Annotated in this window: 29 protein-coding genes; 11 read left to right on the top strand and 18 right to left on the bottom strand. The window is 70.8% G+C overall.

Going from position 1 to position 22973, the window contains the following annotated elements; all coding sequences use genetic code 11:
• Nucleotides 1–24: 24 nt before the first annotated feature.
• The 3 genes from AB0M93_RS27505 (at nucleotide 25) to AB0M93_RS27495 (ending at nucleotide 2423) form a co-directional block, all read left to right on the top strand.
• Nucleotides 25–924 carry an acetaldehyde dehydrogenase (acetylating) gene (locus AB0M93_RS27505; RefSeq protein WP_364277832.1) on the top strand — a complete coding sequence of 300 codons (900 nt, stop codon included), beginning with the start codon at nucleotides 25–27 and terminating at the stop codon, nucleotides 922–924.
• Nucleotides 921–1982, top strand: coding sequence for a 4-hydroxy-2-oxovalerate aldolase (dmpG, locus tag AB0M93_RS27500; RefSeq protein WP_364277829.1), 1062 nt, complete (start codon nucleotides 921–923; stop codon nucleotides 1980–1982). Before AB0M93_RS27505 ends, dmpG begins: the two co-directional genes overlap by 4 nt.
• 189 nt (nucleotides 1983–2171) lie before the next feature.
• Entirely contained in the window at nucleotides 2172–2423 is a 252-nt protein-coding gene (locus tag AB0M93_RS27495) for a hypothetical protein (protein ID WP_364277826.1), read from the top strand.
• Between the two features lie 31 nt (nucleotides 2424–2454).
• Here AB0M93_RS27495 and AB0M93_RS27490 read toward each other — a convergent pair whose 3' ends face one another.
• Nucleotides 2455–3972: an FAD-dependent oxidoreductase gene (locus tag AB0M93_RS27490; RefSeq protein ID WP_364277823.1), complete on the bottom strand. Its 1518-nt coding sequence runs from the start codon at nucleotides 3970–3972 to the stop codon at nucleotides 2455–2457.
• Nucleotides 3973–4037: 65 nt separating this feature from the next.
• Between AB0M93_RS27490 and AB0M93_RS27485 the strand changes: the two genes are divergently transcribed.
• Together AB0M93_RS27485 and AB0M93_RS27480 are read left to right on the top strand one after the other, a co-directional pair.
• Nucleotides 4038–4661, top strand: coding sequence for a TetR family transcriptional regulator (locus AB0M93_RS27485; protein ID WP_364277820.1), 624 nt, complete (start codon nucleotides 4038–4040; stop codon nucleotides 4659–4661).
• 204 nt (nucleotides 4662–4865) lie between these two features.
• Nucleotides 4866–6620: a hypothetical protein gene (locus AB0M93_RS27480; protein ID WP_364277817.1), complete on the top strand. Its 1755-nt coding sequence runs from the start codon at nucleotides 4866–4868 to the stop codon at nucleotides 6618–6620.
• Nucleotides 6621–6684: 64 nt separating this feature from the next.
• On the opposite strand, the gene AB0M93_RS27475 is transcribed toward AB0M93_RS27480, so the two are convergent.
• The 4 genes from AB0M93_RS27475 to AB0M93_RS27460 all read right to left on the bottom strand — a co-directional run bounded on the left by AB0M93_RS27475 (nucleotide 6685) and on the right by AB0M93_RS27460 (nucleotide 11254).
• Entirely contained in the window at nucleotides 6685–7065 is a 381-nt protein-coding gene (locus AB0M93_RS27475; protein ID WP_364277814.1) for a hypothetical protein, read from the bottom strand.
• 93 nt (nucleotides 7066–7158) lie between these two features.
• Nucleotides 7159–9255 (bottom strand): hypothetical protein, encoded by a 2097-nt coding sequence (locus AB0M93_RS27470; protein ID WP_364277811.1) that lies wholly within the window; start codon nucleotides 9253–9255, stop codon nucleotides 7159–7161.
• Nucleotides 9256–9272: 17 nt separating this feature from the next.
• Nucleotides 9273–10145: a hypothetical protein gene (locus tag AB0M93_RS27465; RefSeq protein WP_364277808.1), complete on the bottom strand. Its 873-nt coding sequence runs from the start codon at nucleotides 10143–10145 to the stop codon at nucleotides 9273–9275.
• 224 nt (nucleotides 10146–10369) lie between these two features.
• Nucleotides 10370–11254, bottom strand: coding sequence for a LysR family transcriptional regulator ArgP (locus AB0M93_RS27460; protein ID WP_364277806.1), 885 nt, complete (start codon nucleotides 11252–11254; stop codon nucleotides 10370–10372).
• A 67-nt stretch (nucleotides 11255–11321) separates the two neighbouring features.
• On the opposite strand from AB0M93_RS27460, the gene AB0M93_RS27455 reads away from it, so the two are divergent.
• Nucleotides 11322–11924, top strand: a complete 603-nt coding sequence (locus AB0M93_RS27455) for a LysE family transporter (RefSeq protein ID WP_364277803.1) — start codon at nucleotides 11322–11324, stop codon at nucleotides 11922–11924.
• Nucleotides 11925–11926: 2 nt separating this feature from the next.
• On the opposite strand, the gene AB0M93_RS27450 is transcribed toward AB0M93_RS27455, so the two are convergent.
• Genes AB0M93_RS27450 through AB0M93_RS27420 form a run of 7 tightly spaced genes read right to left on the bottom strand, consistent with a single transcriptional unit; the run spans nucleotide 11927 to nucleotide 15866 of the window.
• On the bottom strand, nucleotides 11927–12406 hold the full coding sequence (locus AB0M93_RS27450) for a methylated-DNA--[protein]-cysteine S-methyltransferase (RefSeq protein WP_364277801.1): 480 nt from the start codon (nucleotides 12404–12406) through the stop codon (nucleotides 11927–11929).
• Nucleotides 12403–12783 carry a hypothetical protein gene (locus AB0M93_RS27445; RefSeq protein WP_364277798.1) on the bottom strand — a complete coding sequence of 127 codons (381 nt, stop codon included), beginning with the start codon at nucleotides 12781–12783 and terminating at the stop codon, nucleotides 12403–12405. Before AB0M93_RS27445 ends, AB0M93_RS27450 begins: the two co-directional genes overlap by 4 nt.
• Entirely contained in the window at nucleotides 12780–13493 is a 714-nt protein-coding gene (locus tag AB0M93_RS27440; protein WP_364277795.1) for a 2OG-Fe(II) oxygenase, read from the bottom strand. The genes AB0M93_RS27445 and AB0M93_RS27440 overlap by 4 nt, the downstream gene beginning before the upstream one ends.
• Nucleotides 13490–14089: a methylated-DNA--[protein]-cysteine S-methyltransferase gene (locus AB0M93_RS27435; protein ID WP_364277793.1), complete on the bottom strand. Its 600-nt coding sequence runs from the start codon at nucleotides 14087–14089 to the stop codon at nucleotides 13490–13492. Before AB0M93_RS27435 ends, AB0M93_RS27440 begins: the two co-directional genes overlap by 4 nt.
• Nucleotides 14086–14562 (bottom strand): sigma-70 family RNA polymerase sigma factor, encoded by a 477-nt coding sequence (locus tag AB0M93_RS27430; RefSeq protein WP_364277791.1) that lies wholly within the window; start codon nucleotides 14560–14562, stop codon nucleotides 14086–14088. Before AB0M93_RS27430 ends, AB0M93_RS27435 begins: the two co-directional genes overlap by 4 nt.
• A gap of 35 nt (nucleotides 14563–14597) precedes the next feature.
• Entirely contained in the window at nucleotides 14598–15356 is a 759-nt protein-coding gene (locus AB0M93_RS27425; RefSeq protein WP_364277789.1) for a putative protein N(5)-glutamine methyltransferase, read from the bottom strand.
• Between the two features lie 12 nt (nucleotides 15357–15368).
• A complete protein-coding gene (locus AB0M93_RS27420) occupies nucleotides 15369–15866 on the bottom strand; it encodes a L,D-transpeptidase (RefSeq protein ID WP_364277787.1) in 498 nt (165 codons plus the stop codon).
• A gap of 136 nt (nucleotides 15867–16002) precedes the next feature.
• Between AB0M93_RS27420 and AB0M93_RS27415 the strand changes: the two genes are divergently transcribed.
• From AB0M93_RS27415 to AB0M93_RS27400, 4 genes are read left to right on the top strand one after another with little or no spacing between them, the layout of a single operon-like run.
• On the top strand, nucleotides 16003–16716 hold the full coding sequence (locus AB0M93_RS27415; RefSeq protein ID WP_364277785.1) for a transglycosylase SLT domain-containing protein: 714 nt from the start codon (nucleotides 16003–16005) through the stop codon (nucleotides 16714–16716).
• Nucleotide 16717: 1 nt separating this feature from the next.
• Nucleotides 16718–17710, top strand: a complete 993-nt coding sequence (locus AB0M93_RS27410) for a CHAP domain-containing protein (RefSeq protein ID WP_364277783.1) — start codon at nucleotides 16718–16720, stop codon at nucleotides 17708–17710.
• On the top strand, nucleotides 17707–17973 hold the full coding sequence (locus tag AB0M93_RS27405) for a YbaB/EbfC family DNA-binding protein (protein ID WP_364277781.1): 267 nt from the start codon (nucleotides 17707–17709) through the stop codon (nucleotides 17971–17973). The genes AB0M93_RS27410 and AB0M93_RS27405 overlap by 4 nt, the downstream gene beginning before the upstream one ends.
• Nucleotides 17970–18203: a hypothetical protein gene (locus AB0M93_RS27400; protein WP_364277779.1), complete on the top strand. Its 234-nt coding sequence runs from the start codon at nucleotides 17970–17972 to the stop codon at nucleotides 18201–18203. The genes AB0M93_RS27405 and AB0M93_RS27400 overlap by 4 nt, the downstream gene beginning before the upstream one ends.
• A gap of 6 nt (nucleotides 18204–18209) precedes the next feature.
• Here AB0M93_RS27400 and AB0M93_RS27395 read toward each other — a convergent pair whose 3' ends face one another.
• On the bottom strand, nucleotides 18210–18977 hold the full coding sequence (locus AB0M93_RS27395; protein ID WP_364277777.1) for an ESX secretion-associated protein EspG: 768 nt from the start codon (nucleotides 18975–18977) through the stop codon (nucleotides 18210–18212).
• A 48-nt stretch (nucleotides 18978–19025) separates the two neighbouring features.
• On the opposite strand from AB0M93_RS27395, the gene AB0M93_RS27390 reads away from it, so the two are divergent.
• Complete coding sequence (locus AB0M93_RS27390; RefSeq protein ID WP_364277774.1) at nucleotides 19026–19820, top strand: helix-turn-helix transcriptional regulator; 795 nt, start codon at nucleotides 19026–19028, stop codon at nucleotides 19818–19820.
• Here AB0M93_RS27390 and AB0M93_RS27385 read toward each other — a convergent pair.
• From AB0M93_RS27385 to AB0M93_RS27365, 5 genes are read right to left on the bottom strand one after another with little or no spacing between them, the layout of a single operon-like run.
• The gene (locus AB0M93_RS27385) at nucleotides 19732–20328 is read right to left on the bottom strand and encodes a hypothetical protein (protein WP_364277771.1); all 597 of its coding nucleotides are present in this window, start codon (nucleotides 20326–20328) and stop codon (nucleotides 19732–19734) included. The genes AB0M93_RS27390 and AB0M93_RS27385 overlap by 89 nt on opposite strands.
• Nucleotides 20325–21017 carry a hypothetical protein gene (locus AB0M93_RS27380; protein WP_364277769.1) on the bottom strand — a complete coding sequence of 231 codons (693 nt, stop codon included), beginning with the start codon at nucleotides 21015–21017 and terminating at the stop codon, nucleotides 20325–20327. The genes AB0M93_RS27385 and AB0M93_RS27380 overlap by 4 nt, the downstream gene beginning before the upstream one ends.
• Nucleotides 21010–21294, bottom strand: coding sequence for a hypothetical protein (locus tag AB0M93_RS27375; RefSeq protein ID WP_364277766.1), 285 nt, complete (start codon nucleotides 21292–21294; stop codon nucleotides 21010–21012). Before AB0M93_RS27375 ends, AB0M93_RS27380 begins: the two co-directional genes overlap by 8 nt.
• Nucleotides 21291–22469 carry a PPE domain-containing protein gene (locus AB0M93_RS27370; RefSeq protein ID WP_364277763.1) on the bottom strand — a complete coding sequence of 393 codons (1179 nt, stop codon included), beginning with the start codon at nucleotides 22467–22469 and terminating at the stop codon, nucleotides 21291–21293. Before AB0M93_RS27370 ends, AB0M93_RS27375 begins: the two co-directional genes overlap by 4 nt.
• Entirely contained in the window at nucleotides 22462–22929 is a 468-nt protein-coding gene (locus tag AB0M93_RS27365) for a hypothetical protein (RefSeq protein ID WP_364277760.1), read from the bottom strand. The genes AB0M93_RS27370 and AB0M93_RS27365 overlap by 8 nt, the downstream gene beginning before the upstream one ends.
• Between the last annotated feature and the right edge of the window lie 44 nt (nucleotides 22930–22973).

Here is a 22973-nt window from a genome sequence, read left to right as displayed (position 1 = left end):
CCGGCGCGGTGCGACCGTCGGGGCATGGCTCCCGTGATGGCGGCGATCGTCGGCCCCGGCAACATCGGCACCGATTTGCTGGCGAAGCTGCGACGCAGTGACGCGCTCGAAGTCGGTTACGTGGTCGGCGTGGTCGAGTCGGACGGCCTCGAACGCGCCCGGGCGCAGGGGATCGCGGCGTCCGCCGAGGGCGTCGACTGGCTCCTGCGCCAGGATCCCCTGCCGGCGCTGGTGTTCGAAGCGACGTCGGCGAAGGCGCACGCCGCGAACGCCCCGCGGTACGAGGAAGCCGGGATCCAGGCGATCGACCTGACCCCGGCGCACCTCGGCCCGATGGTGTGCCCGCCGGTGAACCTCGGCGCGCACCTCGACGCCCCGAACGTCTCGATGATCACCTGCGGCGGGCAGGCCACGATCCCCATGGTGCACGCGGTTTCCCGGGTGACGCCGGTGCCGTACGCGGAGATCGTCGCGTCGGTGGCTTCGCGGGGCGCCGGCCCGGGGACGCGGGCGAACATCGACGAGTTCACGCGCACGACGTCGCAGGCGGTGGCCGAGATCGGGGGTGCCGGGCGCGGCAAGGCGATCATCATCCTCAACCCCGTCGAGCCGCCGATGATCATGCGGGACACGGTGTTCTGCGCGATCGGGCTCGATGCCGACCGCGACGCCGTCACCGCGTCGATCCACGACATGGTGGCGGAGGTCCGCAAGTACGTGCCGGGCTACCGGTTGCGGGCGGATCCGCAGTTCGACGACGCGCGCGAGGAGTGGGACGGCCACGCGCGGGTCGGCATCTTCCTCGAGGTCCGCGGCAACGGCGACTACCTGCCCGAGTACGCCGGAAACCTGGACATCATGACCGCCGCGGCCGCCCGGGTCGGCGAGCTGATGGCCCGCGCGAAGCAGGAGGTGCCGGCATGAGCGAGCCGGCGAACGCGTCATCGGTCACCGCGCGCCCGGAGCTGCGCCACGACGTCCGGATCGTCGACACGACGCTGCGCGACGGCAGCCACGCGATGGCCCACCGCTTCACCGAGCAGCAGGTGCGGGATACCGTCCGCGCGCTCGACCGCGCGGGCGTCGAAGTCATCGAAGTGACCCACGGCGACGGCCTCGGCGGATCGTCGTTCACCTACGGCTTTTCCGCCGTCGACGAGCTCCGGCTGATCGCGGCGGCGCGCGAAGAGGCGAAGCAGGCGAAGATCGCGGTGCTGCTCGTGCCGGGGATCGGCACGGCGGAGGACCTGCAGCGCGCGTTCGACGCGGGCGCGGAGATGGTCCGCGTGGCGACGCACTGCACCGAAGCCGACGTCTCGCCGCAGCACTTCGGCCTGGCGCGCGAACTCGGGATGGAAACGGCCGGGTTCCTGATGATGGCGCACCGGACGCCGCCGGAGGACCTGGCGAAGCAGGCCCGGATCATGGTGGATGCGGGCTGCCAGGCGGCGTACGTGACGGACTCGGCGGGGGCGCTCCTGATGCACGAGGCCCGCGCCCGCTTCGAAGCACTGGTCGCGGAGGTCGGCGACACGGCGTGGGTCGGCTACCACGGGCACCAGAACCTGTCGCTCGGCGTCGCGAACTCGGTCCTGGCGTACGAGGCGGGTGTCCGGTACATCGACGGGTCGCTGTGCGCACTCGGGGCGGGCGCGGGCAATTCGCCGACGGAGGTCCTGGCGGCGGTGTTCGACCGGCTGGGGGTCGACACGGGTCTCGACGTCGGCGCGCTGCTCGACGCGGCCGAGGAGGTCGTCCGCCCGTACCTGCACCGGTGGCCGAAGATGGACCGCAACGCGATCGTCCAGGGCTGGGCCGGGGTGTACTCGAGTTTCCTGCTGCACGCGGAGCGGGCGGCCGAGCGCTACGGCGTCCCGGCGCAGGCGATCCTGCGCCGCTGCGGCGAACTCGCGCTGGTCGGCGGCCAGGAGGACATGATCATCGACGTCGCGGTGCAGCTGGCGGCGGAGAAATCGGGCTAGCTTGGTGAGGTGGGGAGATTCCGTGGTGGGGTCGCGGTAGTCGTGGCGGGTTTTTGCCTCGCCGCTTGCTCGGCAACGGTGGCCGCACGGCTGTAGGGCGCGCCGGCCTCGCCCGCGAAGGTCACTGCCGCGTGTCCGTTCCTCGGCACGGCCGAGCTGCAGGAGCTCCTGCAGACCAGTGAAGACCTCATGTCCACGGAGCAGCCGCCCGATCGGACGTTCGTCGAGAACACCGAGTTCCAGTGCCGGTACGAGGGGAAGTACGTGCACCCCTGGCTGCTCGACCTGTGGATCATCGCCGCCACGGGCTCCTACCGGCCGGCGAAGTCGCTGGAGAACTACAAAAAGGAGGGCCAGAACCGGCTCGCGATCGCGTACGTGGTCAAGCACCGCAGCGACGTCTACGCCCGCTTGGCGACGACGCTGGCCGCACGGCTGTAGGGCGCGCCGGGAGCCCGGCGCGCCCACCGCGTCACGCGGGTTCGCCGAACCACCGGCGCAACGCCGCCCCGAGACCGTCCGCCGAACCGTCGTCGCGGGCCCAGGCGATGTGCCCGTCCGGACGGACCAGCACGCCCGTCGGGGCCGCGTCGCCCACGCACTTCGCCGTCAGCACCTTCACGCGTCCGGCCCACCCCGCCGCCGTCTCGGGCAGCACGGGGTTTTCGGCCAAGTCGAGCAGGAGGGCCTGGCCGTCGTGGAGGTACTCGCCGAGCCGGGTGCCGTCGGCGAAGGCGAAGTCCGGAGCCGCGCGGCCGGTGAGGTCGTGCTCGCCCTCGATCGGGTACCGGTGCAGGACGCCGGAGAGCTTCTTCGCCAGGTATGTCGCGCCGTCGCCGGTGTGCAGCAGGTCGTCGACGACCCGGCGCAGCGCCTTCGTCCGCACGTCGCTGCGCATGAGCGCGACCTGCGCCCGGGTCCACTCGAGCACCCACTCGCCGATGGGGTGCCGTTCGGTCGTGTAGCTGTCGAGCAGGCCCTCGGGCGCCCAGCCGCGGATCGTCGCGGCGAGCTTCCAGCCCAGGTTGACGGCGTCGCCGATGCCGAGGTTGAGGCCCTGGCCGCCGAAGGGGGAGTGGACGTGCGCCGCGTCGCCGGCCAGGAACACGCGGCCCAGCCGGTAGGTGCTCGCCTGGCGGGCATTGTCGGTGAAGCGCGTCGCGCTGTGGACCTTCGTCACCCGGACGTCCGCGCCCGAGACGCGCCGGAAGCTGTCTTCGAGCTCCTGCGCGGTGATCGGCGCGTCCCGGTCCGCGGGCGGCCCGTCGAACTCGACGGTGAGGAACCGGCCGGGCGTCGGCCCGTGGACGTAGAGGCCGCCGTCGCCGTGCTGCCAGCCGCCGGGCAGCACTTCCGTGCCGGTCAGGTCGGCCATCGCCTGCCGCCCGGTGACGGCGGGATCGGTGCCGGGGAACTCGAAGCCCGCCAGCTTCCGGACCCGGCTCCGCCCACCGTCGGCGCCGACGAGCCAACCGGCGCGCACGGATCCGCCGTCCCCGAGGTGCACGGTGACGCCGCTGTCGTCGGCGTCGAACCCGGTCAGCTCGACCCCGCGCCGGATTTCGACCCCCAGTTCGGCGGCGCGTCCGGCCAGGATCGCCTCGACGGCCTGCTGCTGGATGACGACCACCCCGGCCGCGGGCCCGGCCTCCCGGAAGTCGGGATCGCCGAAGTCGACCCCGTCGGAGGCGACCATGATCCCGGCGAAGTGCCCCACCGGGATCATGCCCTTCGGCCCGCCCCCGCCCCGGGATTCGAGGAACTTCTTGATCTGCGCGTGGTTCTGCTGGACGACTTCGTCCATGGCGGGCAGCAGCCCCCGCCGGTAGAAGGCTTCGGCCGTGGTCAGGTTGACCGACCCGGCCTTGATCGTCTGGTCCGGCTCGGGCAGCCGTTCGACGACGAGCACGTCCACGCCCGCCAGCCGCAGTTCACAGGCCAGCATCAAGCCGACCGGTCCGCCCCCGGAGATCACCACATCCCTGTTCATGCCTCCGATGATGCCGCGAAACTTTTACCGAGTCAAACTTTGAGCTCGGTCTATACTCTCGGCTCATGGCGGATCACGGACTGCGCGAGCGGAAGAAGCAGGCAACCCGCCTGCTGATCTCGAACGTGGCAACAGGCCTCTTCATCGAGCGCGGCTTCGAGGAGGTGACGGTGGCGGAGATCGCGGAGGCGGCGGGCGTCTCCAAGATGACGGTGTTCAACTACTTCCCCCGCAAGGAGGACCTGTTCCTGGACCGTCACGCGGACCGCCTGGAGGAGCTGACGACGGTGATCCGCACCCGGCCGGCGGGGGTCTCGGCGTGCGAGGCGTTGCGCCGCCACCAGCACGGGTTGCTGTCCTCGGGCCACCCGTTGTCAGGAGCGATCGCCGGCGGCCCGGGGTTCTGGTGGGTGCTGACGTCGAGCCCGGCGTTGACGGCACGGTGGTACGAGCAGGAACGCGAGATCGCGGCGGCGTTCGCGGAGGTGCTGACGGAGGAGACGGGGGAGGCGTTCCGCTCCCGGATGGTGGCGGGTTTGCTGACAACGGCGATCACGACGATCTTCGCGCACGCAATGGGCCGCATCGTGGCGGGAGACGAGGCCGAGGTGGTCCGGCGCGAGCAGGCGGCGGTGATCGACGAGGCGTTCGACCTGGTGGAGCGCGGAGTGGGCGATTTTCCCGGCTGAGGAGAACTGACAGGCTGGATCGCGAACGAGAAGTCGAACTGGCGGCAATTCTCAGTGCAAGTTGCGGTCGGCTGAGCGTGCACTGGGCGACAACGAACCGGCTTTATAATCACACTGTGCACGAGTCAGTAGGTGGTTCGGTTCGGGCTGGGACGCTCGAGAGCGTATCGAGCGTCGTCGGCGTGGGCGGGTAGGGCTTCGAACATGGTCCTGCTGCCGGACGAGTCGCATGCATCTTGGTTTCTCGATGTCCACGGCAACAAAGGCGTGCTCATCGGTGACCACAACACGGTCAACTTCGTGGAGGTGCAGGGTCCTGGCCTCGCCGTCATGACCGGGCCTGTGGCTGAAAACGAGGCGTGGTTGTCGACGCTCGAGGCTCTGGTCGGCGCCGAAGCGGACATCGAGTCGGCGAAGGTCGCCTTCGAGACGACGCGAGGCGTTTTCGGCGCGCGCTTCACCGCAGCGGTCGAAGCGTTGATCAAACCGTTGGTCAAGCCCGAAGTGTTCATCGACATCCCGCCGGTGCCTGAAAGCTTGACCAGGGGCGAGCTGGAGACGTTGGTGCGTTCGGCGGAGGTCGTGTTCTCCCGACCACGGCCATCGAAGAGTGAGTTGCTGTCCCACCTGGATGCGGTCAAGCGACGGCAGGACAATCGTCCGGAGTGGGTTCCCAGACTGCATCCGGACGGATCCGCGGCGGCGCCGACGCTGGCCGTGCGCTCGTCGGAGGAATTCTGGGCACTGCGAGCCGCGGTCGTGACGAGCTTCCCAGAGTTCGACGAGGTCGCCGTCGAGGTTTTCGAGAGCTACGAGGGACGCCCCGAGCACAAGATGATGCCGGGTGGAGTCGGGGAGCTGGAACTGGTCCTGCACGCTTTGCTGGGTGTGGGCGGCGGCGAAGCGCCGAGCGGCGACGTGCTGATCGACGACATGGCGAATGCGGCGTTGGTCCCGGACGACGTCTGCTGGTGGCCGCGCGACCCTCAGCGACGTCGACGCGCATCGCAAGACCCTGGGGTGGCCGCGGAAATGCTCGCGACAGTACCGACGGTCGGTGGAGTCGTGGTCGAGGACAACTCAGCACTCGGGGTCGAACTCGTTGCCAAGGCGTTGGCGGGCGCGGGCGATTGGCGGTACAGCAGGCGCTGGCGGCTCGATGGGTGGGATCCCGGCGACTTGGGCCCGTTCTTGGCGACCGCGCAAGCAGCCGTGGCCGGCTGGGCGAAGGCTGAGCAAAGTGGCCTGCTGGTGTACGTCTACGGTGGCGGGTTCAACGGCGTAGACGGTCTGAGCGGTACGCCGTTACCGCTTCACAGCTATCTGCTGTGCATTACGCGGTCGTCGGCCTCCGATGACACGATCGGCGCTGTGCACCGGCTCGGGTTCGCCTGTCCTGGCGACCACTGGTGCCGCCGCGGAGGCTGCGGAGAACCGGCGTCGACGGAGCTCGACGGGGACCTGCTGTCTGTGGTCGCAGCCGGTCAGTCCGCTGATCTCGCGATCGGTGATTCCGGCCCGCTTTGGGATGATTATCGGCGTCTTTACGGCACTGGCAGCGAATTTGCCGATGGACCCGAGACGGTGCTGGACTGCGCGGAGATGCTCTTGTCCCACACGGGCTGGAAGGAGTTGGAGCGCTCGGAATGGGAAGGCGGCCTGGAGGAGCTGCTCGTGCGCCGGGGGCGGACTTGCCTGCTCGTGGAGTACGATCCGGTCACGCGCCAGGTGCGACTGCGTGATGGCAAGCAACCCTTCGAGATGCTTGTCGAAATGGCTGAAGACTACGAGATTCCTCCTCCGGATGACGAAGACGTGGAACCTTGGCCCGGCAAGCCTCGTCAAGTCAGCCTTATCGGTCTGCATCCTCATGCCGACGGCCGCCTTCACGGTCCGGAGTCGGCTGAGCTCGCGAGGAAACAACTCTCGATATTCCTGTGGGAGGCAGTCGGCGCTTGAATGTACCGGTCGCGCTTCGTCGGTGCTGGTCGAAGATTCGGTTTACTGGACGAAAGTCGGCGGATCAGTCGTCGATCTTTATTGTCATGGTATTGCCGTCACCTATTTGTACGCCCTTGTTGTGGTGCGCATTGACAACATATTTTCCGACCTCCGAGTCCGACGACTCGGCGAGCCTCAGCAGCCTCCGGGCTGCGTCGGCCAGCTCAACGTCTCGCTCGGCATCGGCTGCGCTCAGCGCGGCGATCAGCTCGGCACGGTGTTCCTGTGGCGAGTCCAGAGCTGCGACAGGTTCCTTCCAGCCCGGTCTGCGGCTCAATGTCCTGGTGGTCAACACCTTGAGGTTGGCGTAAGCGTCCTTGACCGCGACGCTCGCGGTATCCTTCGCGCCGGCCACGGCGCCCGCGGTCAGTGCGGTCACGACCAGTTCCACGACTTCGATCAACGCTCCACCCCTCCGATTGCCCCAAGTGTGCCACTGTATCCGACCGTACCCGAAACCATGACTTGAGCATGGCCGGACCGTTCGGACTCTTGCTCAAGTCTTTCTTTTCGAGATCGTGAGGAATCCATTTCGGTCGTTCTCCTTCACGACGCGATCAGGGGGGAGGCTCGAAGGTGCGCCTTTGACGTTGGCCTGACGAATATCCTTCGCAAAGAAGTAGATTGTCTGAGGAATTCCCCCTCGCAATGTCACCTCGGCACTGTGGAGGTAGTACCTGACGCCCTTGGAGTTTGTGTGCACATATGCTGCCGGCCGATCGAAAACTTGCTGCCGTAGCACATTCTTCAGTGTGGGATTTCGCTCAGCGACGGCAGATATCGTGGCGAACATACGCAGTTTACCATCGGTGGATGACGGCACGTTCTGTTTCGGAAGCGACTCGAGCATGTCGAGATAGCTCGGACGCGAAAGGCATTCCGCAAGAAAGTCTTCGCCAAGGCGGTCCGGGTGCATCGGCGTGAGCAAGTGGCCTGGCAATCGCGGCGGATACAACAAGGTGTGGAGGTCAAGTATCTCGTCGGCCGAAGCATCGCTTCCCGCAATATTGTGATCGCGAAGCACCTCCAGGGCATCGCTGCGATTGTCGACAGGGCCGATGAGTGTGGCGATGACCGCGACGCGTTCCAGGCGATCGAAGGTGGAAGCCGAGTTGGCGATATTTCGATGTGTGCCGATGATCTTCAGCCAGTACCGACGCTCACGCTGCAGAAGAAACGCGGACACCCGTGACGCTCGTGGAGTTGCAGTCCCTTCATGGTCAGCGCAAACCGCCGCCAGTGCGATCATGTGCAGCTCGATCGGAGACCGGGCGGCGAATTCATCGTCGCTTTGAACGAGCTGTTTTTCTGGAATCCCCATCGCGATCTGAAAGGCGGTCACCGCCTCGGCAAACGCAAGCCGACCATCAATAAATCCGTTAGCTAATTCACTCAGTTCAATGGGGTCTTCGATGCGATCGACAAATGGATCAATGGTGGCCTCAACTGGTCGCCACATGCCCGTTGCGTTACGCGAGATCAGTAGCAGGCGAACGCGGTTGCGGCCGGTTGCCTCCAGGTCGGCCGCGAGTTGTTCGATCGCGGCCGGCTCCCATCGCTCGACATAGTCCACCAGGACCAAGAGTGGTTGCGATGAATCATTGCTCAGGCTGGGCAACCGTGAACCGTCGTATCGGATGGCGTGCAGCACTTCCCAGCCACTTTCGGTTGCGGATTCGGCGCAATGTCTGGCTGCTCGTGTCTTGCCTTGGCCGCCTTCGCCGTGCAACAAGAGGGCGGAAATGCGGATTTCGGGTCCGTCTCTCCATGAAGTCAACTTTTTATCAAAAGCTCGCTCCCGGTAGGGTACGACGGCGCGGTTGACATCAAGCAGATCGCCCGGTCCGCGGACTGGGCGTGACTTCGAAACGAGTACCGGTGGATCGAGGCGGTAGTGCGCGCTTCCGTAAGAGGCTGCTTCTCTGTGGGATGTGTTTCGAGCCAGCCATAGTTCGTCGATCGAATACGGATCCGCGTCGTAGTCCAGATGTCCGACAACCTGACCTGCCGTCATGGTGCGAAGTCGCTGGATCAGGGCGCGATTCGGCAGTAGGTGCGGTCCTGCGCCTGAGAGCCCGTCGCGGAGGACGGTGTTCAAAGCTGTGGTGAATTGCATGCGAAAAGCGGGCTGATCGGCGGTCGAAGCAAACAACACTGCTACACGCGTTCGGCCGCCTCCCGGCCCGCCCGTGATTCGATGCACGTCCGGTAACCCGCCGGATGCGTGGCAGGTATCGACGACGGCGATCACTCCCGCTACGCCAGGCTCGCCGGCCGCCTCGGCAATCAACCTGCTGACATCGACGCCGCTTGCTGGGCTTGCGATCCGTGTGTCGCCGGCCATGTAGTACAGGTGACTGTCCTGGTCGGTGGTGAAACCGTGGCCGAGGAATGCGAGCACCAGCACGGCATGTCGCTCACCCGCGGTCCGGATTGCCGCGCTCACCGCGCATTCGATCTCCGCCTTCGTAGTGGGCATCGTCTCGACCGGTATGCAACCACCGATCTCCGCGTCTGCCAGTAGTTCGCGCAGGTCGCCGGCGACGCGCTCGAGCACGCTGAGGTGACCCGCGGCATGATTCTGCGCGGCCACGATCAAACTGAGCCTGCTCAACGCAACGCATCCGCGATCTGGGCGGCGACGAGCGGCTGGGCAAGGTACTTCGTCGCCGTATGGGTCCACAGGCCCACCGAGTCGATCTGCCTGCTCACGGGGATGACCCCGTTCGTGTTCGGCAAGAAGCGGCGTTCGAGCCGGGGGCGTGCAACGACGATGTCGTCGCAGTCCCAGAAGTTCTGCCAGCGGTCCACGCACTCAGGCGTTCTCGGTGGACGTGGCGTGAGGCGATGCCAGACAACAGCACTCATCGCGAGCGGCGAGCCGAGTGTGACCAGAAGCGGAATGGGACCGGAGTGTTCGTGCAGGGCCTCATAAGCAACGACCGAGCCGAGCGAGTGGGCGACGACAACGGCCGGCCCGGCCGTCAGCGCGTCGTGCACTCGTGCTCGGATGCGCGCGTCGACCTCGCCGGCGCGGCCCAGATAGATGGCGACCTGTGCCAAGTGCCCCAGGACACTGCGACCGCTTGCCCATTGCCCGGCCGACCGCAGCCCTGGCATGGCGAGCACAGTCGTCAACACGTTGGCCAGCCTCCGGACCACTTCCCCTGGCCCCTGGTCCGCGGTGGCCGTCAGCTGCATACGCGCGTCCGCCAGTACCCGCTCGGACGAAGTTGAGGCATTCTCCTCGAGTTCAGCGACCAGTTCGGCAACAAGCTCCTGCAGCAGCTCCGTCTCGATAGCCGGATCGCCCTGCGCGCCGTCGACGTGAAACTCTTTGCTGTAGTCGACGAAGGTCACCTGGATCGAGGTCAGATCCGTATTGCGGGTCAGCGCCGCTGACCACGAGGCCGCTTCGGCCTCCGCATCCCGGATCCCGCCGATGCCGTGGACGAAGACGAGTCGTCGTGGCACTTCGGTCATCTGTCGTCCGCTCGTCTGTCCGGCCGGCCATCGCGCCAGTAGCCAAGTATACCCAAACCGGCGCCTCGCCCGGCCCACCTGGCAATCCCGTGGTGACGGTCTGCTGGCCGCGACTACCGTCCGTTGCCATGGGTGCAAACCGGCAGCGGTGATCGGTCGGCGAGGAAACGGACTTCCCCTTGCTATCTTCAGGCTCGTCAGGCCCTTGTCAAAAGTGGTGCCGGTCAACGCAACGCCACCTTCGCGCCGCGGGCGACGGCCCCGGCGACCGCGGCCAAGGCTGGGCTGTCCAGTTTCCACTGCTGCCAGTGCAGCGGTACGTCCAACGGCCGTTCCGGGGCCAGGTCCACCAACGCGTCCCCACGTGACGCCGCCTGGAGTTCGGGGACCATGCCCCAGCCCAGGCCGGCGGTGACCGCGTCCACGAAGGACTCCGATGCCGGTATGTGGTGGCGGACCGGGGTGAATGTTCGGCGGCGGGTGAGTGCCCTCAAGAAGCGGTCCTGGAGGTTGTCCTTGCGGTCGAACGCGATCTGCGGGGCCGTGGGGAGGGCGGATGACAACGGAGCGTCGGACAGCCAGCGGGTGATGAACGCCGGGGAGGCCATCGGCCGGTAGCGCATCCGGCCGAGGCGATGCGACGTGCAGCCCTGGACTGGCTGGGGCGCCGCGGTCACCGCGGCCATCACCAAGCCCTCCCGGAGGAGGGTTGCCGTGTGGTCCTGGTCCTCGCGCTGGAGGTCGAAGCAGATGTTCACGGCCTCGGGGACGCCGGCCAGGGCGGGGAGGAACCACGTCGCCAGGGAGTCCGCGTTCACCGCGATCGTCATCGTGCGGACGGACGCGCCCAGGCCCAGCTCGGAAAGGGCGTCCTGCTCCAGCTGCGCCAGTGACCGGGCGAACCGGACCAGGACCTGGCCGGAGGCCGTCAGCCGGATCGGCTTGGTGCGCAGGAGGAGGACTCGGCCGGTGCGTTGCTCCAGGGACTTGATGCGCTGACTGACCGCCGACGGTGTCACGTGCAGCGCCGCCGCTGCGGCGTCGAAACTCTGCTCGTCCACCACCGCGAGCAGTGTTCTGACCTGGTCCAGCGGGAGATCCGACATCACGAGCGCTAATGTTACGTAAGAATCTTTAGCTGGAGTAACCCCGCCGGGCGCTCATACCGTGAGAAGCGTGATCACGCTCCTCCTCGCCGGGTTCGGTACCGGCCTGTCGCTCATCGTTGCCATCGGCTCGCAGAACGCCTTTCTCCTGCAGCAGGGCCTGCGCGGGGGCAGTGTCGCGCCGCTCGTCGTCATCTGTGCCGTCTCCGATCTCGTGCTCATCGGGCTCGGCGTCAGCGGGATCGGGGCCGTGCTGAAGCAGTGGCCCACGGCCGTCGGCGTCATCGCGGTCGGGGGTGGGGTCTTCCTGGTCGGGTACGGCTTCCTCGCCGCGCGGCGGGCGTTCCGGCCGTCCGTCATGACCGTCGGTGCCGAACGGACGCCGCTGCGGAAGGCCGTTCTCGCCTGCGTGGCCTTCACCTGGCTCAATCCACACGTCTACCTCGACACCGTCCTGCTGCTCGGCTCGGTCGCCGTCGCCCACGGCGATGGTCGGTGGCTGTTCGGGCTCGGCGCCGGGGTCGCCAGCGCTGTCTGGTTCAGCGCCCTCGGGTTCGGCGCGAAGCGGCTCGCCGGGGTGTTCGCCAAGCCCGTCGCCTGGCGGGTGCTGGACGTCGTGATCGCCGTGACGATGACCGGGCTGGGCGCGACGATGCTGCTCAGCCCGGCGTGAGTTCACCAAAGCGTCGACTCCGGTGGGCGTTCGAGCTCCAGCAGGAACTCCTTGCGCTTCAGCCCACCCGCGTAGCCGGTCAGCTTGCCGTTCTTGCCGACCACGCGGTGGCACGCCACCAGGATGCTCAGCGGGTTGCGGCCCACCGCCGCCCCGACCTCGTGCGGCAGGCCGCCGACCGCCCGCGCGAGATCGCCGTACGTTGCCGTGGCTCCATAAGGGATCCGGGCGATCTCCGCCCACACCGCGCGGTCGAAGCCGGGGCCGGTCGCCTGCGTCGGGACGTCGAACGCCGTGCGCCGGCCGGCGAAATACTCCTCCAGCTGGCGGACGGCCTCGGGGAACGCGGTGTCGTCGCGCTCGCCGAACGCCGTGCGGTCCGGGCGGGTCCAGTGGTTCGGGAAGTACACGCCGGTCACCGCGGTTCCGGTGCCGACCAGGGTGAGGGGGCCGAGCGGGGAATCCGCCACGCGGTGTTTCACCGGGTCTCCCAGGTTGTGCCGTCCGCCCGGGTGCCACGCAGACCGGGGAGGGGAAAGCCGTCCAGCGCCGAGGTCACCAGCGTCCGCTCGGGACGCCACGACGTCGAAAGCTGCAGCCGCCGTGCCATGCCGGTCCAGCCCGCCGGGGTGGCGCTGACCACCCAGACGTCCGGCTCCGGCGCCGCGAACCGCTGCGCCTGACGCAGCCACGACGCCGCCGTCTCGGGCCAGGTCACCGTGGCCAGGACCAGGCCGCCCCACGCCGCCGCGATCCGTTCGCCGTCCGCCCGTGACGCCGGGTCCGCCGCGGTGCCGAGCACGATGTGCCGGGCGCGGCCGATCAGCCCCACGAGCGCCTCGAGTTCGGCGGAAGTCATGTCGCGTCGTGGAAGACGAGGCCGAGGGTGTGCCGCCGGCCGGAACGGACCACCGACACGCCGTGGCGCACCGGGGCCGCCGACCAGCCGCGGGCCGAGCGGACCGGCCGGTCGCGGGTGGTGAACACCAGGCCGTGGCCCTGCGGGATGAGCGTGGCGGTACCGCGTGACTGCGCACGCGGCCGCTGCTCCACCAGCAGGAACTCGCCGCCCGTGTGGTCGGTGCCCGGGTCGTTGAGGTTGATCACGACCTGCAGCGGGAACACCTTGTCGCCGTAGAGGTCCCGGTGCAGCGCGTTCCAGCCGCCCGGCTCGTAGCGCAGCAGGATCGGCGTGGGCCGCCGCTGGCCCGCCGCGTGGCAGACCGCCAGCCATTCGTCCAATGTGGACGGCCACTCGGCGGGACGCCCCAGCCGCGCGGCCCAGTCCTGGGCGATCGGCAGCAGCCGCGGGTAGAGCGACTGCCGCAGCCGCTGCACCGGTTCCGGGAACGGCGACGCGAAGTAGTGGTAGTCCCCGTTGTCCCCGAAGCGGTGACGGCGCAGGTTCACCGTCGCCCGGAAGCGCGACGGCTCGTCCCAGAGCGCCACCAGCCGTGCGCACTCGGCCGGGGTGAGCAGCTGGGGCAGGAGCGCGCAGCCGTAGTCGTCGACCTCCGCGGCCACCGCGTCCCAGTCCGCCGCGGCGACGCGCTGCTCGAACGTGGTCACGCCGCCGCCTCCATGGTCAGCAGGGTCCGCTTGGCTTCCTCGCCGCCCGCGTACTGGCCGTACGATCCGTCGGACCGGACGACCCGGTGGCACGGCACCACCAGCGGCAGCGGGTTGAGCGCGCACGCCGTGCCGACCGCGCGGACCGCCTTCGGGCTGCCCGCGGCCGCCGCCACCTGGGCGTAGCTCTCCGTGTGGCCGTAGTCGATCTCCGGCAGGTGCTCCAGCACCGACAGGCGGAACCCGCGGGCCAGCCGGAAGTCCAGCGGGACGTCGAAGGCGCGGCGCCCGCCGGTGAAGTACTCGTCGAGCTGGCGGGTCACGGCGTCGAGGCGGCTCGGCGCGCGCAGGATGCGCGGGCTGATCTCCGCGGCCAGCGCGGCCAGCACCGCATCGTGGTCCTGGCGGTCGAAGGCCACTTTGACCAGGCCCCGCTCGGTGGCCGCCAGCAGCAGCGACCCGACCGGGGTGTCGAGCGTCCGGTAGGCGATGTCCAGCAGGCCCCGGCGTTCGGCGTCCGCGACCAGGCGCTCGTGCCGGATGGTGCCGTCCAGCACGACGTCGAACTGCGGAAAAGAAGCGAAGATGTCGGTCATGAGTGCGCTCCTTCCAAGGGGTAGGCGGCCCGCAGGGCCTTGACGCCGTCGGCGGCCGCGCGGCGTGCGGCGTCGGCGGTCCCCCCGGTGATCTCCGCGATTTCGCGGTACGGCAGGCCGGCCAGGTAGTGGTAGGCGACGGCGAGCCGTTGCTTGTCCGGCAGTCTCGCCAGCGCGTCCCACAGGTCGCCGGTGAACGTCTCCGCGCGCCCCGGCCGGTCCGGGATCTCGCCGACCGGCAGCGGGCGGCGGGCCTGGGCGCGCGTGACGTCGATGGCTTTGCGGTGCGCGATCGTGACCAGCCACGCCTGGACGTTCGCGTCCGCCGGCAGCTCCGGGTACGCCTTCAACGCCGACAGGAACGTTTCCGACCAGGCGTCTTCGGCGTCGGCCGGACCGAGCACGGCCCGGCACACCCGGAGGACCATCGGCCCGTGCTCGGTCACGATCTGCTCGAACGGTTTCACGATCACACCCTGTAGACGTCCGGGCGCGCCGGAACGTGAGATCAGCTTTGCGCGGTGCCGGTGACCACGGTCGCGCCCAGGTCGCCGGACTCGTGGACGTCCGGCTTCAGCCCGGCCGCGGCGAAGATGCCCGTCAGCACCGGCGCCTGGCGTTCGCTCGATTCCACCAGCACGGTCCCGCCCGGCGCCAGCCAGCGCGGCGCGCCCTCGGCGACCCGGCGGGCGAGGTCGAGCCCGTCCGCGCCGCCGTCGAGCGCCACCAGCGGCTCGTGCAGGCGCGCCTCCGGCGGCATCGTCGCGACGGCGTCCGTAGGGACGTAGGGCACGTTGGCCAGCAGCACGTCGACGCGGCCGCGCAGCGAGGCGGGCAACGCGTCGTAAAGATCGCCCTGGTACACCAGCGGCAGGTTCAGCCGCGCGCAGTCGACCGCGGCCGGTTCGACGTCGGCGGCGTGCAGCTCACGTGGCGGGAGCGCGGCGGCGAACGCGGCGCCCAGCGCGCCGGACCCGCAGCACAGGTCGAGCACCACCGGGTCCGGCGGTGCGAGCGAGACGGCGACGTCGACGAGGAATCCGGTGCGGCGACGCGGCACGAACACCCCGGGCCGGACGGCGATCCGCAGCCCGTGGAACTCCGCCCAGCCGAGCAGGTGCTCCAGCGGCAGCCCGGCGACGCGGCGTTGCACCAGCGACTCGAGCTCCGCGGACGTCGTGGCGGCCTCGACGAGCAGCGCGGCTTCGTCCTCGGCGAACACACAGCCGGCGGCGCGCAGCCGGGAAATGACCGTCGAAGTGTCCACCGGGGACGAAGCCTACAAGACCTGCACCGCGTCGCCGACGTTCAGCCCGGCGAAGAACGCCGCCGAGTCGGCGTCGGTGAGGTGGACGCAGCCGTGCGACGGCGCGTCCAGCGGACCGGCGTGGAAGGCGATCCCGCCGGCGGCGAAGAACACCGAGTTCGGCATGTCGGTGCCGTAGACGCTGCTGCGGTGCTCGCGGTCCTTCCACACGACGTGGAACGACCCGGCGGGCGTCGCCTGGTCGGGCGGCCCGAAGCCGGCCTGGACCGGGCCGCGGACCACCTGGCCGTCCCGCACCAGCCACGCCAGCCGCTGCGCCAGGCTCACGCAGGCCCCGGTCGTGACGGCGCACGGTGGTGCGGGCGGCGGTGTGCTGGTCGTGACGGGGACCGGCGTGACCGTGCGGGGCGCCGGTTCCGCGAGCGGAGCGGGTGTCGTCGTACGAGGAGCCGCGCAGGCCGTCGTGACCAGCGTCAACCCCAGCAGGGCCAGCGCCCCGGTTCTGCGCATCCGTGTCCCCTTCTCGCAGGTTCACCCGGGAGCAGTACGGGTGAGCGGGCCCGAAGGTTGAGCCGGGTGTGCACGCGGGTTGTCCCTGCGTGCAGCGCGGCTGTCGGAGGGGTACCCAACCGGTCAAGGTCGAACCATGACCAAGCTGAGCGCCGGGGAGATCGCCCGGCACGCCTACGCGGCCGGCTTCCGCGGCCAGGGCCTCACCACCGCGGTCGCGGTCGCGCTGGCCGAGTCCGGCGGCCGGACGACCGCGCACAACGCGACCCCGCCGGACGACTCGTACGGCCTCTGGCAGATCAACATGCTGGGCGCGCTCGGCCCCGAGCGGCGTCACCAATACCACCTCAAGTCCGACGACCAGCTGTTCGACCCGGACACCAACGCCCGCGTCGCGAACCGCATCTCGGGCGACGGCCACGACTTCACGCCCTGGTCGACGTACACGAACGGTGCCTACAAGCACCACCTGGCCGCCGCGCGCGAGGCCGCGCGGAACGTCACCGCGCACCACGGCAAGCCGCACGCGCGAGGAGGTGGCGAACCGCTGCGCGTGGACGACACCGTGCTGCACGGCTACGTGCGGCGGGCCCGGCACGTCGCCGACGCCCTGGACGGCGCGACCGGGCAGCTGCGGGACGTCCGGGACATCGCCGAGGACAGCTTCGGCCGGATCGGCCGGGAATCGGGGTTCGCCGCCGCGCTGGCCGGCTTCGGGCTGGCGCTGCAGCGGCAGGTCAAGGGTGTCGGCGCGCACGCCGACGGGCTGGCGTCGGCCGCCCAGAAGGCCGCGAAGTCCTATCGCGACCACGAGACGGCCACCGCCGCCGCCCTGAACGGCCGGAGCTGACGTGGACACCGCCGCCCTCGCGCGCTCCTTCGCCGAAGACCTGATCGCCCACCGGAACAAACTCGCCGGGAAGGCCGAGGACGCCGTCCGCGCCGAATTCGCCCTGCACCAGGTCGCGGCCGCGGTCGACGACCAGCACGACGCCTACCACAAGGAAAGCACCACCGTCCTCGAGCACTGGCACGGCCGCGGCGCCGACGGTTTCCGCCACAACAGCGCGAAGCTGACGAAGGAGCTGCGGATCACGGGCGCGGCCGGGGCGGCGGCCGAGAAGATCGTCGCGCACGTGGCATCCACAGTGGACAGTGGACACACCGCCGTGCAGCGGCTGGTCGACGAATACACCGCGAAGGCCAAGCAAGTTCTCGACGCCGGTGTCGCCACGGGGACGCAGGCGGCGTTGATGCGGGCCGTCGGGCACGTCGCCGACCTGGTGCCGCACTACACGCGCCAGTCGGCGTCGACCCTGCGGCACGTCCACGCCGAACTCGAAGCGTCGGCGAAGAAGCTGGACGCGCTGCGGAAGGACCTGACCCACGACAGCGCCGGTGACAAGCCGGCGCACCCGGCGAAGAACCGGGGCCAGGAGGTCGTGCACGCCGCGCGCAAAGAGCTCGGCACCCGCGAGAACCCGCCGGGCAGCAACCGCAACCCGTACGGCCCGACCGCCGCGTGGTGTTCGTCCTTCGCCACCGCGATGTGGCGCAAGGCCGGGGTGGAGATTCCCGTCCTGCCGTTCAGCGGCGACGTCTTCCACTGGGGACAGCGCAACGGGCACGCGTACGGGAAGCACTCGCTGCACGAGGCCCGGCCGGGGGACGTGCTGATCTTCGGCACCGGCCCGCAGAGCACGGCGACGAGCACGCACATCGGCATCGTCGAGAAGGTCGACGGGAACCAGGTCACGATGATCGAGGGCAACTCCGGGGACGCCGTCCGCCGGAACACGCACACGCTCTCGGCGTCGACGTTCTACGGAGGGGTGCACCCGTGATCACCGGAAAAGCCGCCGACCGGACGGTCGCGGTCGAGGTCGCGCCCGGCGGGGCGCTGCAGGAGCTGACCCTGGAGGCCGCGGCGCTGCGGCTGGCCCCGGACGAGCTCGCCCGCCGGATCCTGCTGCTCACGGCGGCGGCCTCGGCCCGCGCGACCGCGTCGCTGTGGCACACCCTGGACGGCGAGGTGCCCGGGCTCGGCCTCCCGGCACCGGACGAGGTTGCGGAAGAGACGACACCGGAAAGCTGGCGGGTGCAATGACGGGCTACGGCACCCGGCTCGCGGCGATCCGCGCTTCGGCGGCGGCTGACGGCGTCTCGGTCGTGGTCGACCTGCACGGCGCCCTCGTGGACCTGCACCTCGACCGGCGGGCGCTGACCCGGCCGCCGCACGAGCTGGCGGACCTGATCCGGACGCTGGCCGCGGACGCCGGGGCCGACGCCCTGGGCCAGGGCCGGGAGGTGCTGGGTGACCTGCTGCCGGCGACCTGACCCGGGTCAGCGGGCGGCGTCGACGAGCCGGGCGAGGCGGCCGGCCAGCCCGTCCACCGGGGTGACGGTCACCCACGGCTCGCCGCCGGCGTCCTCCGGCGTCACCGCGTACCGGCCCGCCGCGGTGTCGAACCAGGCCAGCACCGGGGTGCGGCCCGCCGGGCCGGTCGCCGCCAGCTGACCCGCCGTGTGCCGCTCCGCCGTCACCAGCGTCGCGAGCGGACGGACCGCCCGGCCGGTGATCCCCGCCGCGGCCAGTGCCTGCTCGAACGCGTCGTAACCGTTGCGCGCGTAGGCGTCCATCGCCGCCGAGTACGCCGCCCGCGGAAGCCGCAGCGGGTCGCCGGGGCCCGGCGGCTGGTCGCCGAGCATCCGGGCCACCGACGGCACGAGGTCCGCCGGACGCAGCGGTTCGAGGACGAGGTCGCGTTCGTCGAGGACGGCGAGCACCCCCGCCGTGTCCCGCACCGCGGCCAGCAGGCGCCACGGCGCTTCCCCCAGCACCAGCGCGTCGACGCTCAGCGCCGGTGAACCGAGCAGGCCGATCAGGTCCGCCAGTGCCGGGTCGACGTCGTCGCCGTCGGTCAGCCCGGCCTCGGCGAGCCCCGCGAACACGCGCACGCCCAGCTCGTCGCGTTCGGCGTGGGTGCGGCCGTGCGCCGGCACGTCCAGCGGGTAGGGCGGTGGCCCGCCCGGTCCCAGGTCCTCCCAGAGGAGATCGAATTCCTGATGCGACAGGATCACTCCCGTCGCCGTCGCGGTGCGGCGCGCCATGGTCCCCCTTCACGTCGTGGGTGGCCGGCGTCGGGCACGATGGTGCCGATGGCCGAGCCGAATCCGGTGGAGGTACCCGCGAGCGGGTACCTCGTCGTCCGCGCCTCGGGCGCCGCGGCGGCGCGCGCGGCGATCCTCGGCGGTGTGGCGAGCGATCCCGAGGGCATCCAGCTCGTGCTGCGGTGCCCGGTACCGCGCGCGGTCGCCGAATCCGGCGCGAAGCTGACGTTCGCCGACGCGACGCTGCACCTGCTGCCGTCGGACCGCGGGGTCGTCATGCTGACCGTCGCGGCGGCGAAGCTGTCGATCTCGTTCGCCGAGCTGCGGCCGCTGATGTTCCGCCCGGTCGAAGTCGAGGCGCCGCTGCGAGCCCTGTTCGCCGGGGCGGTGGCGCACGTGCTGGCGGCCGGGCCGCGGCTCGACCCGCACGGACTGGCCCACCACCTGCTGGGCCTGGCCGAGCTGGTGCTGCGCAGTGCCCTGCGCAGTGAGCTCGACCGGGTGGACGCGCTCGCGGCCCGGCGGCGCGAAGCGCTGGAGTACATGCGGGCCCACCTGGCCGACCAGTCGCTCACCGCGGACCGCATCGCCGAAGCGCTGTACATCTCGCGCCGGCGGCTGTACCAGCTGTTCGACGACGGGCAGGGCGTCTCGGAACGGCTCAAGGGGCTGCGGATCGAGCGCGCGAAGGCGCTGCTGGCGGACCCGGCCAAGGCGGGCCGGGGCATCGCGGAGATCGCGCGCGACTGCGGGTTCACCAGCGCCCCGCACTTCTCGCGGACGTTCCGCCGGGCGACCGGCCGGACTCCGCGCGAATTCCGGGAGCGGGCGCTGCGGGGGTGAGGTCGACGCCGGCGACGAGCGTCCCGGCCAGCCCGGCGACCTCGAGCCAGCCCCGGCCGCCGGGGGAGTGCAGGGTGAACACCGCCGCGCGCGGGCGGTCCGGATCGAGCACGACCGCCTGCAGCTGCGCGCCGGACAGGCCGATCCGCTCGACGATCACCACCGGGTAGCCACGCCGGGTCTGCGCGTGGCTCACCTCGCGCAGGCCGGGCGTCGTGTCGGCGACGAAGTGCCGGAGGTCCGCGGCGTCGACGGCCGGGCCGGCGAGCGGGACCACCCCGGCGATGAGCAGCGCCGGGTCGGCGTCGCGGTGCTCGACCAGGGCCAGCAGGCCCGCGTGCTGCTCGTGGGCGATTTCCGCGGACTGCACGGCGGCCGCTTCGAGCCCGACGTCGCGGGCGGCGTCGGGCCCGCGCAGGCGGGCCATGTGGGCGTGCAGCTCCGCCGTGGTGCGCTCGACGGAGGCCAGGCTGACCGGGGTGATCCCCGGGACGGCGGGCAGTTTCACCGGCCACCCAGCGCCGCGGTGAACGCGCCCACGGCGCCCGGCGGCGGCGTCACCGGCGCGCCGGGGGTGCGCGCGACGGTCACGCCCAGCTCGCGCCCGGCGGCCGAGAACGCCTCCAAGGCGGTGGTGAGCTGCCGGAAGCCGGGCGCGCTGGGCAGCGGCGCGTCGTCACCGAGGGCCCGCAGCCGCCCGGCGACGCGCGCGGCTTCGGCGGAGTGGGCGCGTTCGAGGTCGCGGGCTTCGCGGCGGACGCGGTCGAGCTCGTCCCGCCGGGCAGCGAGCCGGGCGCGGGCCGCGGCGGCTTCGGGTGCGGCGGCCGGAGAGAACTGCGCTGTCGTTTCGGCCTGTTCGACGGCGTCTTCGGCATCGAGGACGGCCCGTTGGGCTCGTCCGGCCCGGCGGTCGAGCTCTTCGGCCTGACGGCGGTGGGCGAGCAGGGTGCCGGCCCAGTCTTCGAGGACGGCGGCGGCCGAGCGAAGGGCCTCCGGCAGGGCGGCGACGCCGGCCGCGGACTGCCGGGCGCGCGCGGCAAGCGCTTGCGCGGACGGCCCGGCCCACCCGGGAACGTCGCCGGGCACCGGGATATCACCCAACCGTTCCGCGGCCGCGGAGCACCGGCGTGCCGCTTCGGCGACGGCGTCGGGGCTGCCCGGGGCGGGATCGAAGCCGAGGCCGCGGAAGTCAGCCATCGGCACGCCTGAGTTCCGCCACGGCGTTCGCGTCGCCGGTCCGGTAGACCTCCGCCGCCGCCCGGACGCCGTCCGCCGTCGCGCCGAAGTCCTCCTGCACGACCCGGATCCGGTCCGCCCACTCGCCCGTGACCGCCCGGAACGCGTCCGCCACCAGCGGTCCGAGGTCGCCCGAGCCACCGGTTTCGTCCGCGGCCGTGCCGTACTCCTGCGCGGTGTCCTCCAGTCGGCGCGCCAACGCCGCCAAGGCCGCCGGGTCGGCGTGGAAGCCGGTCATTCGCCGAACACCGGCGGGTACGCGGGCGGCAGGTCGTCCATCAGGTCGTAGCCCGAGGCGTACTTGTCGTGGTGTTCGGTGTCCTCCTCGCGGCGGCCGCCCTGGCCCGGCGGGTACATGCCGTACCCGCCCGCCGTGCCGCGGCCGTTCCCCGCGCCGGGCCCGAAGCCCGAACCGGCCGGGCCGAACCGGCCTGAACCGGCCCGCCCGCCCTCGCCGGGTGCCCCCGTTCCGCCGGCCCCCGGGACGCCGGAACCCGGTACCCCGGTCCATCCCGTCCCGTACCCCGACGGCCCGGTGCCGCCCGCCGTGCCGATCACGCCGTCGGGACCGGCCGTCAGCCCGATCGGCAGACCGGCCGGCAGCCCGGCCGCGGTCACCGTGCCGGGCACCACCGAAGCCGTCGACGTCGAGTCGCCGGGCACCCGGTGGGAAGGCGGATCGAAAGCGGGATCGAGACCGGGGTCGAAACCCGGATCCGGAGCCGACGGCACGACCGCGACGCCCGTCTCCGACGCGCTCACCGCCGGCGCGGTGTCGAACACCGGCGGCAGCCGGTGGCGGACGTCATGGCTCGCGCTCTCGTACTGTTCCATCACCCGGACGGCTTCGGCCTTCGCGTCGTCCGCCTGCTTCTTGGTCGGCAGCTTGTCGTCGAGCAGGTCGTCCAGCATGTAGGTGCCCTCGGGCCCGTCGAGCCGCTTGACCGCGTAGCCCTCCCGGAACCACCGCTCGGCCCAGTAGTGCACCGGTTCCGGCATCTTCCGCCGGGCCTCGCCGATCGCCGCGGTGTAGGTGTCGAGGCCGTCGCCGATCTGCCGCGCGTTCTCGCTCGCCGTGCTCGCCCAGGTGGTCAGCTGCCGCACCGAGTCGGCTGCTCGCGCCGCGGACGGGCCGCGCCACGACAGCAGCAGCTGCTGCACCAGCGCGTGGACGCTGCCGGTCGCCGCGTCGACGCCCTTGGCGAGTTCGGCCCACCGGTGGGCCTGCTCGCCCAGCTTCGGCGGCTCGGCCGACTGCACCATGTCCCACAGCTCGCGGTGGTCGTAGCTGTCCCAGTGGATCCGGCCGAACGCGGCTTCACGGGCGTTGGCCGCCTTTTCCCGGCGGACGCGCCGCGTCTTCGCCTGCTCCCGCGCGGTCGGACGGTGGTGCGTGGAGTGGAACTCAGGCACGGTCCTCACCCGCCCGCAGCGCCGCGGCCGCCTCGTCGTCGTTCCTCGCGTGCGTCGCGGCGACGGTCTCCAGGGCCTGCCGCAGCGAAGCGAGTTCGGCCAGGTACGACGTCAGGGCGGCCTGCACCCCACCGGCGTCCGCGCCGCCGCGCAGCCCGAACGAACGGCGCATCCAGTGCGACACCGGCCCCTTGCCGTCGGCGAGCGGGGTGCCCAGCTCGCGGGCGTCCGCGAGGTGGCCGGAAAGCTCCTGGTAGCGCTCGTCGAGGGCCCTCTTGGCCGTTTCGACGTCGGCGTAGTCCAGCGCGAGGACGTCGGTGTCGGCGATCAGCGCAGCCGAACCGGCTCCCTGCGGCTTCGCCACGTCCGACGCTCCTTCGCGCGGCTCGTCGGGTACTTCGTGCCGGCGCTCCGCCTTCAGCTGCTGCCGTGCGTCGGACTCGTCGCGCACTGTCGCCATGGACGTCCTTCCCTCGCCACCCAGGCGTCCATCCTGGCCAATGC

Origin of the sequence: Amycolatopsis sp. NPDC051102, from assembly GCF_040682815.1 — a bacterium.
Taxonomy (GTDB): Bacteria; Actinomycetota; Actinomycetes; order Mycobacteriales; family Pseudonocardiaceae; genus Amycolatopsis.
This window is presented reverse-complemented; position numbering and strand designations above follow the sequence as displayed.

What these genes read in the sequence shown, in the direction of transcription:
- AB0M93_RS27505 (WP_364277832.1), top strand. Translation starts at nt 25, where the DNA reads ATGGCTCCCGTGATGGCGGCGATCGTCGGCCCCGGCAACATCGGCACC.
- dmpG (WP_364277829.1), top strand. Translation starts at nt 921, where the DNA reads ATGAGCGAGCCGGCGAACGCGTCATCGGTCACCGCGCGCCCGGAGCTG.
- AB0M93_RS27495 (WP_364277826.1), top strand. Translation starts at nt 2,172, where the DNA reads ATGTCCACGGAGCAGCCGCCCGATCGGACGTTCGTCGAGAACACCGAG.
- AB0M93_RS27490 (WP_364277823.1), bottom strand. Translation starts at nt 3,972, where the DNA reads ATGAACAGGGATGTGGTGATCTCCGGGGGCGGACCGGTCGGCTTGATG.
- AB0M93_RS27485 (WP_364277820.1), top strand. Translation starts at nt 4,038, where the DNA reads ATGGCGGATCACGGACTGCGCGAGCGGAAGAAGCAGGCAACCCGCCTG.
- AB0M93_RS27480 (WP_364277817.1), top strand. Translation starts at nt 4,866, where the DNA reads ATGGTCCTGCTGCCGGACGAGTCGCATGCATCTTGGTTTCTCGATGTC.
- AB0M93_RS27465 (WP_364277808.1), bottom strand. Translation starts at nt 10,145, where the DNA reads ATGACCGAAGTGCCACGACGACTCGTCTTCGTCCACGGCATCGGCGGG.
- AB0M93_RS27445 (WP_364277798.1), bottom strand. Translation starts at nt 12,783, where the DNA reads ATGACTTCCGCCGAACTCGAGGCGCTCGTGGGGCTGATCGGCCGCGCC.
- AB0M93_RS27435 (WP_364277793.1), bottom strand. Translation starts at nt 14,089, where the DNA reads ATGACCGACATCTTCGCTTCTTTTCCGCAGTTCGACGTCGTGCTGGAC.
- AB0M93_RS27420 (WP_364277787.1), bottom strand. Translation starts at nt 15,866, where the DNA reads ATGCGCAGAACCGGGGCGCTGGCCCTGCTGGGGTTGACGCTGGTCACG.
- AB0M93_RS27415 (WP_364277785.1), top strand. Translation starts at nt 16,003, where the DNA reads ATGACCAAGCTGAGCGCCGGGGAGATCGCCCGGCACGCCTACGCGGCC.
- AB0M93_RS27400 (WP_364277779.1), top strand. Translation starts at nt 17,970, where the DNA reads ATGACGGGCTACGGCACCCGGCTCGCGGCGATCCGCGCTTCGGCGGCG.
- AB0M93_RS27395 (WP_364277777.1), bottom strand. Translation starts at nt 18,977, where the DNA reads ATGGCGCGCCGCACCGCGACGGCGACGGGAGTGATCCTGTCGCATCAG.
- AB0M93_RS27390 (WP_364277774.1), top strand. Translation starts at nt 19,026, where the DNA reads ATGGCCGAGCCGAATCCGGTGGAGGTACCCGCGAGCGGGTACCTCGTC.
- AB0M93_RS27380 (WP_364277769.1), bottom strand. Translation starts at nt 21,017, where the DNA reads ATGGCTGACTTCCGCGGCCTCGGCTTCGATCCCGCCCCGGGCAGCCCC.
- AB0M93_RS27375 (WP_364277766.1), bottom strand. Translation starts at nt 21,294, where the DNA reads ATGACCGGCTTCCACGCCGACCCGGCGGCCTTGGCGGCGTTGGCGCGC.
- AB0M93_RS27365 (WP_364277760.1), bottom strand. Translation starts at nt 22,929, where the DNA reads ATGGCGACAGTGCGCGACGAGTCCGACGCACGGCAGCAGCTGAAGGCG.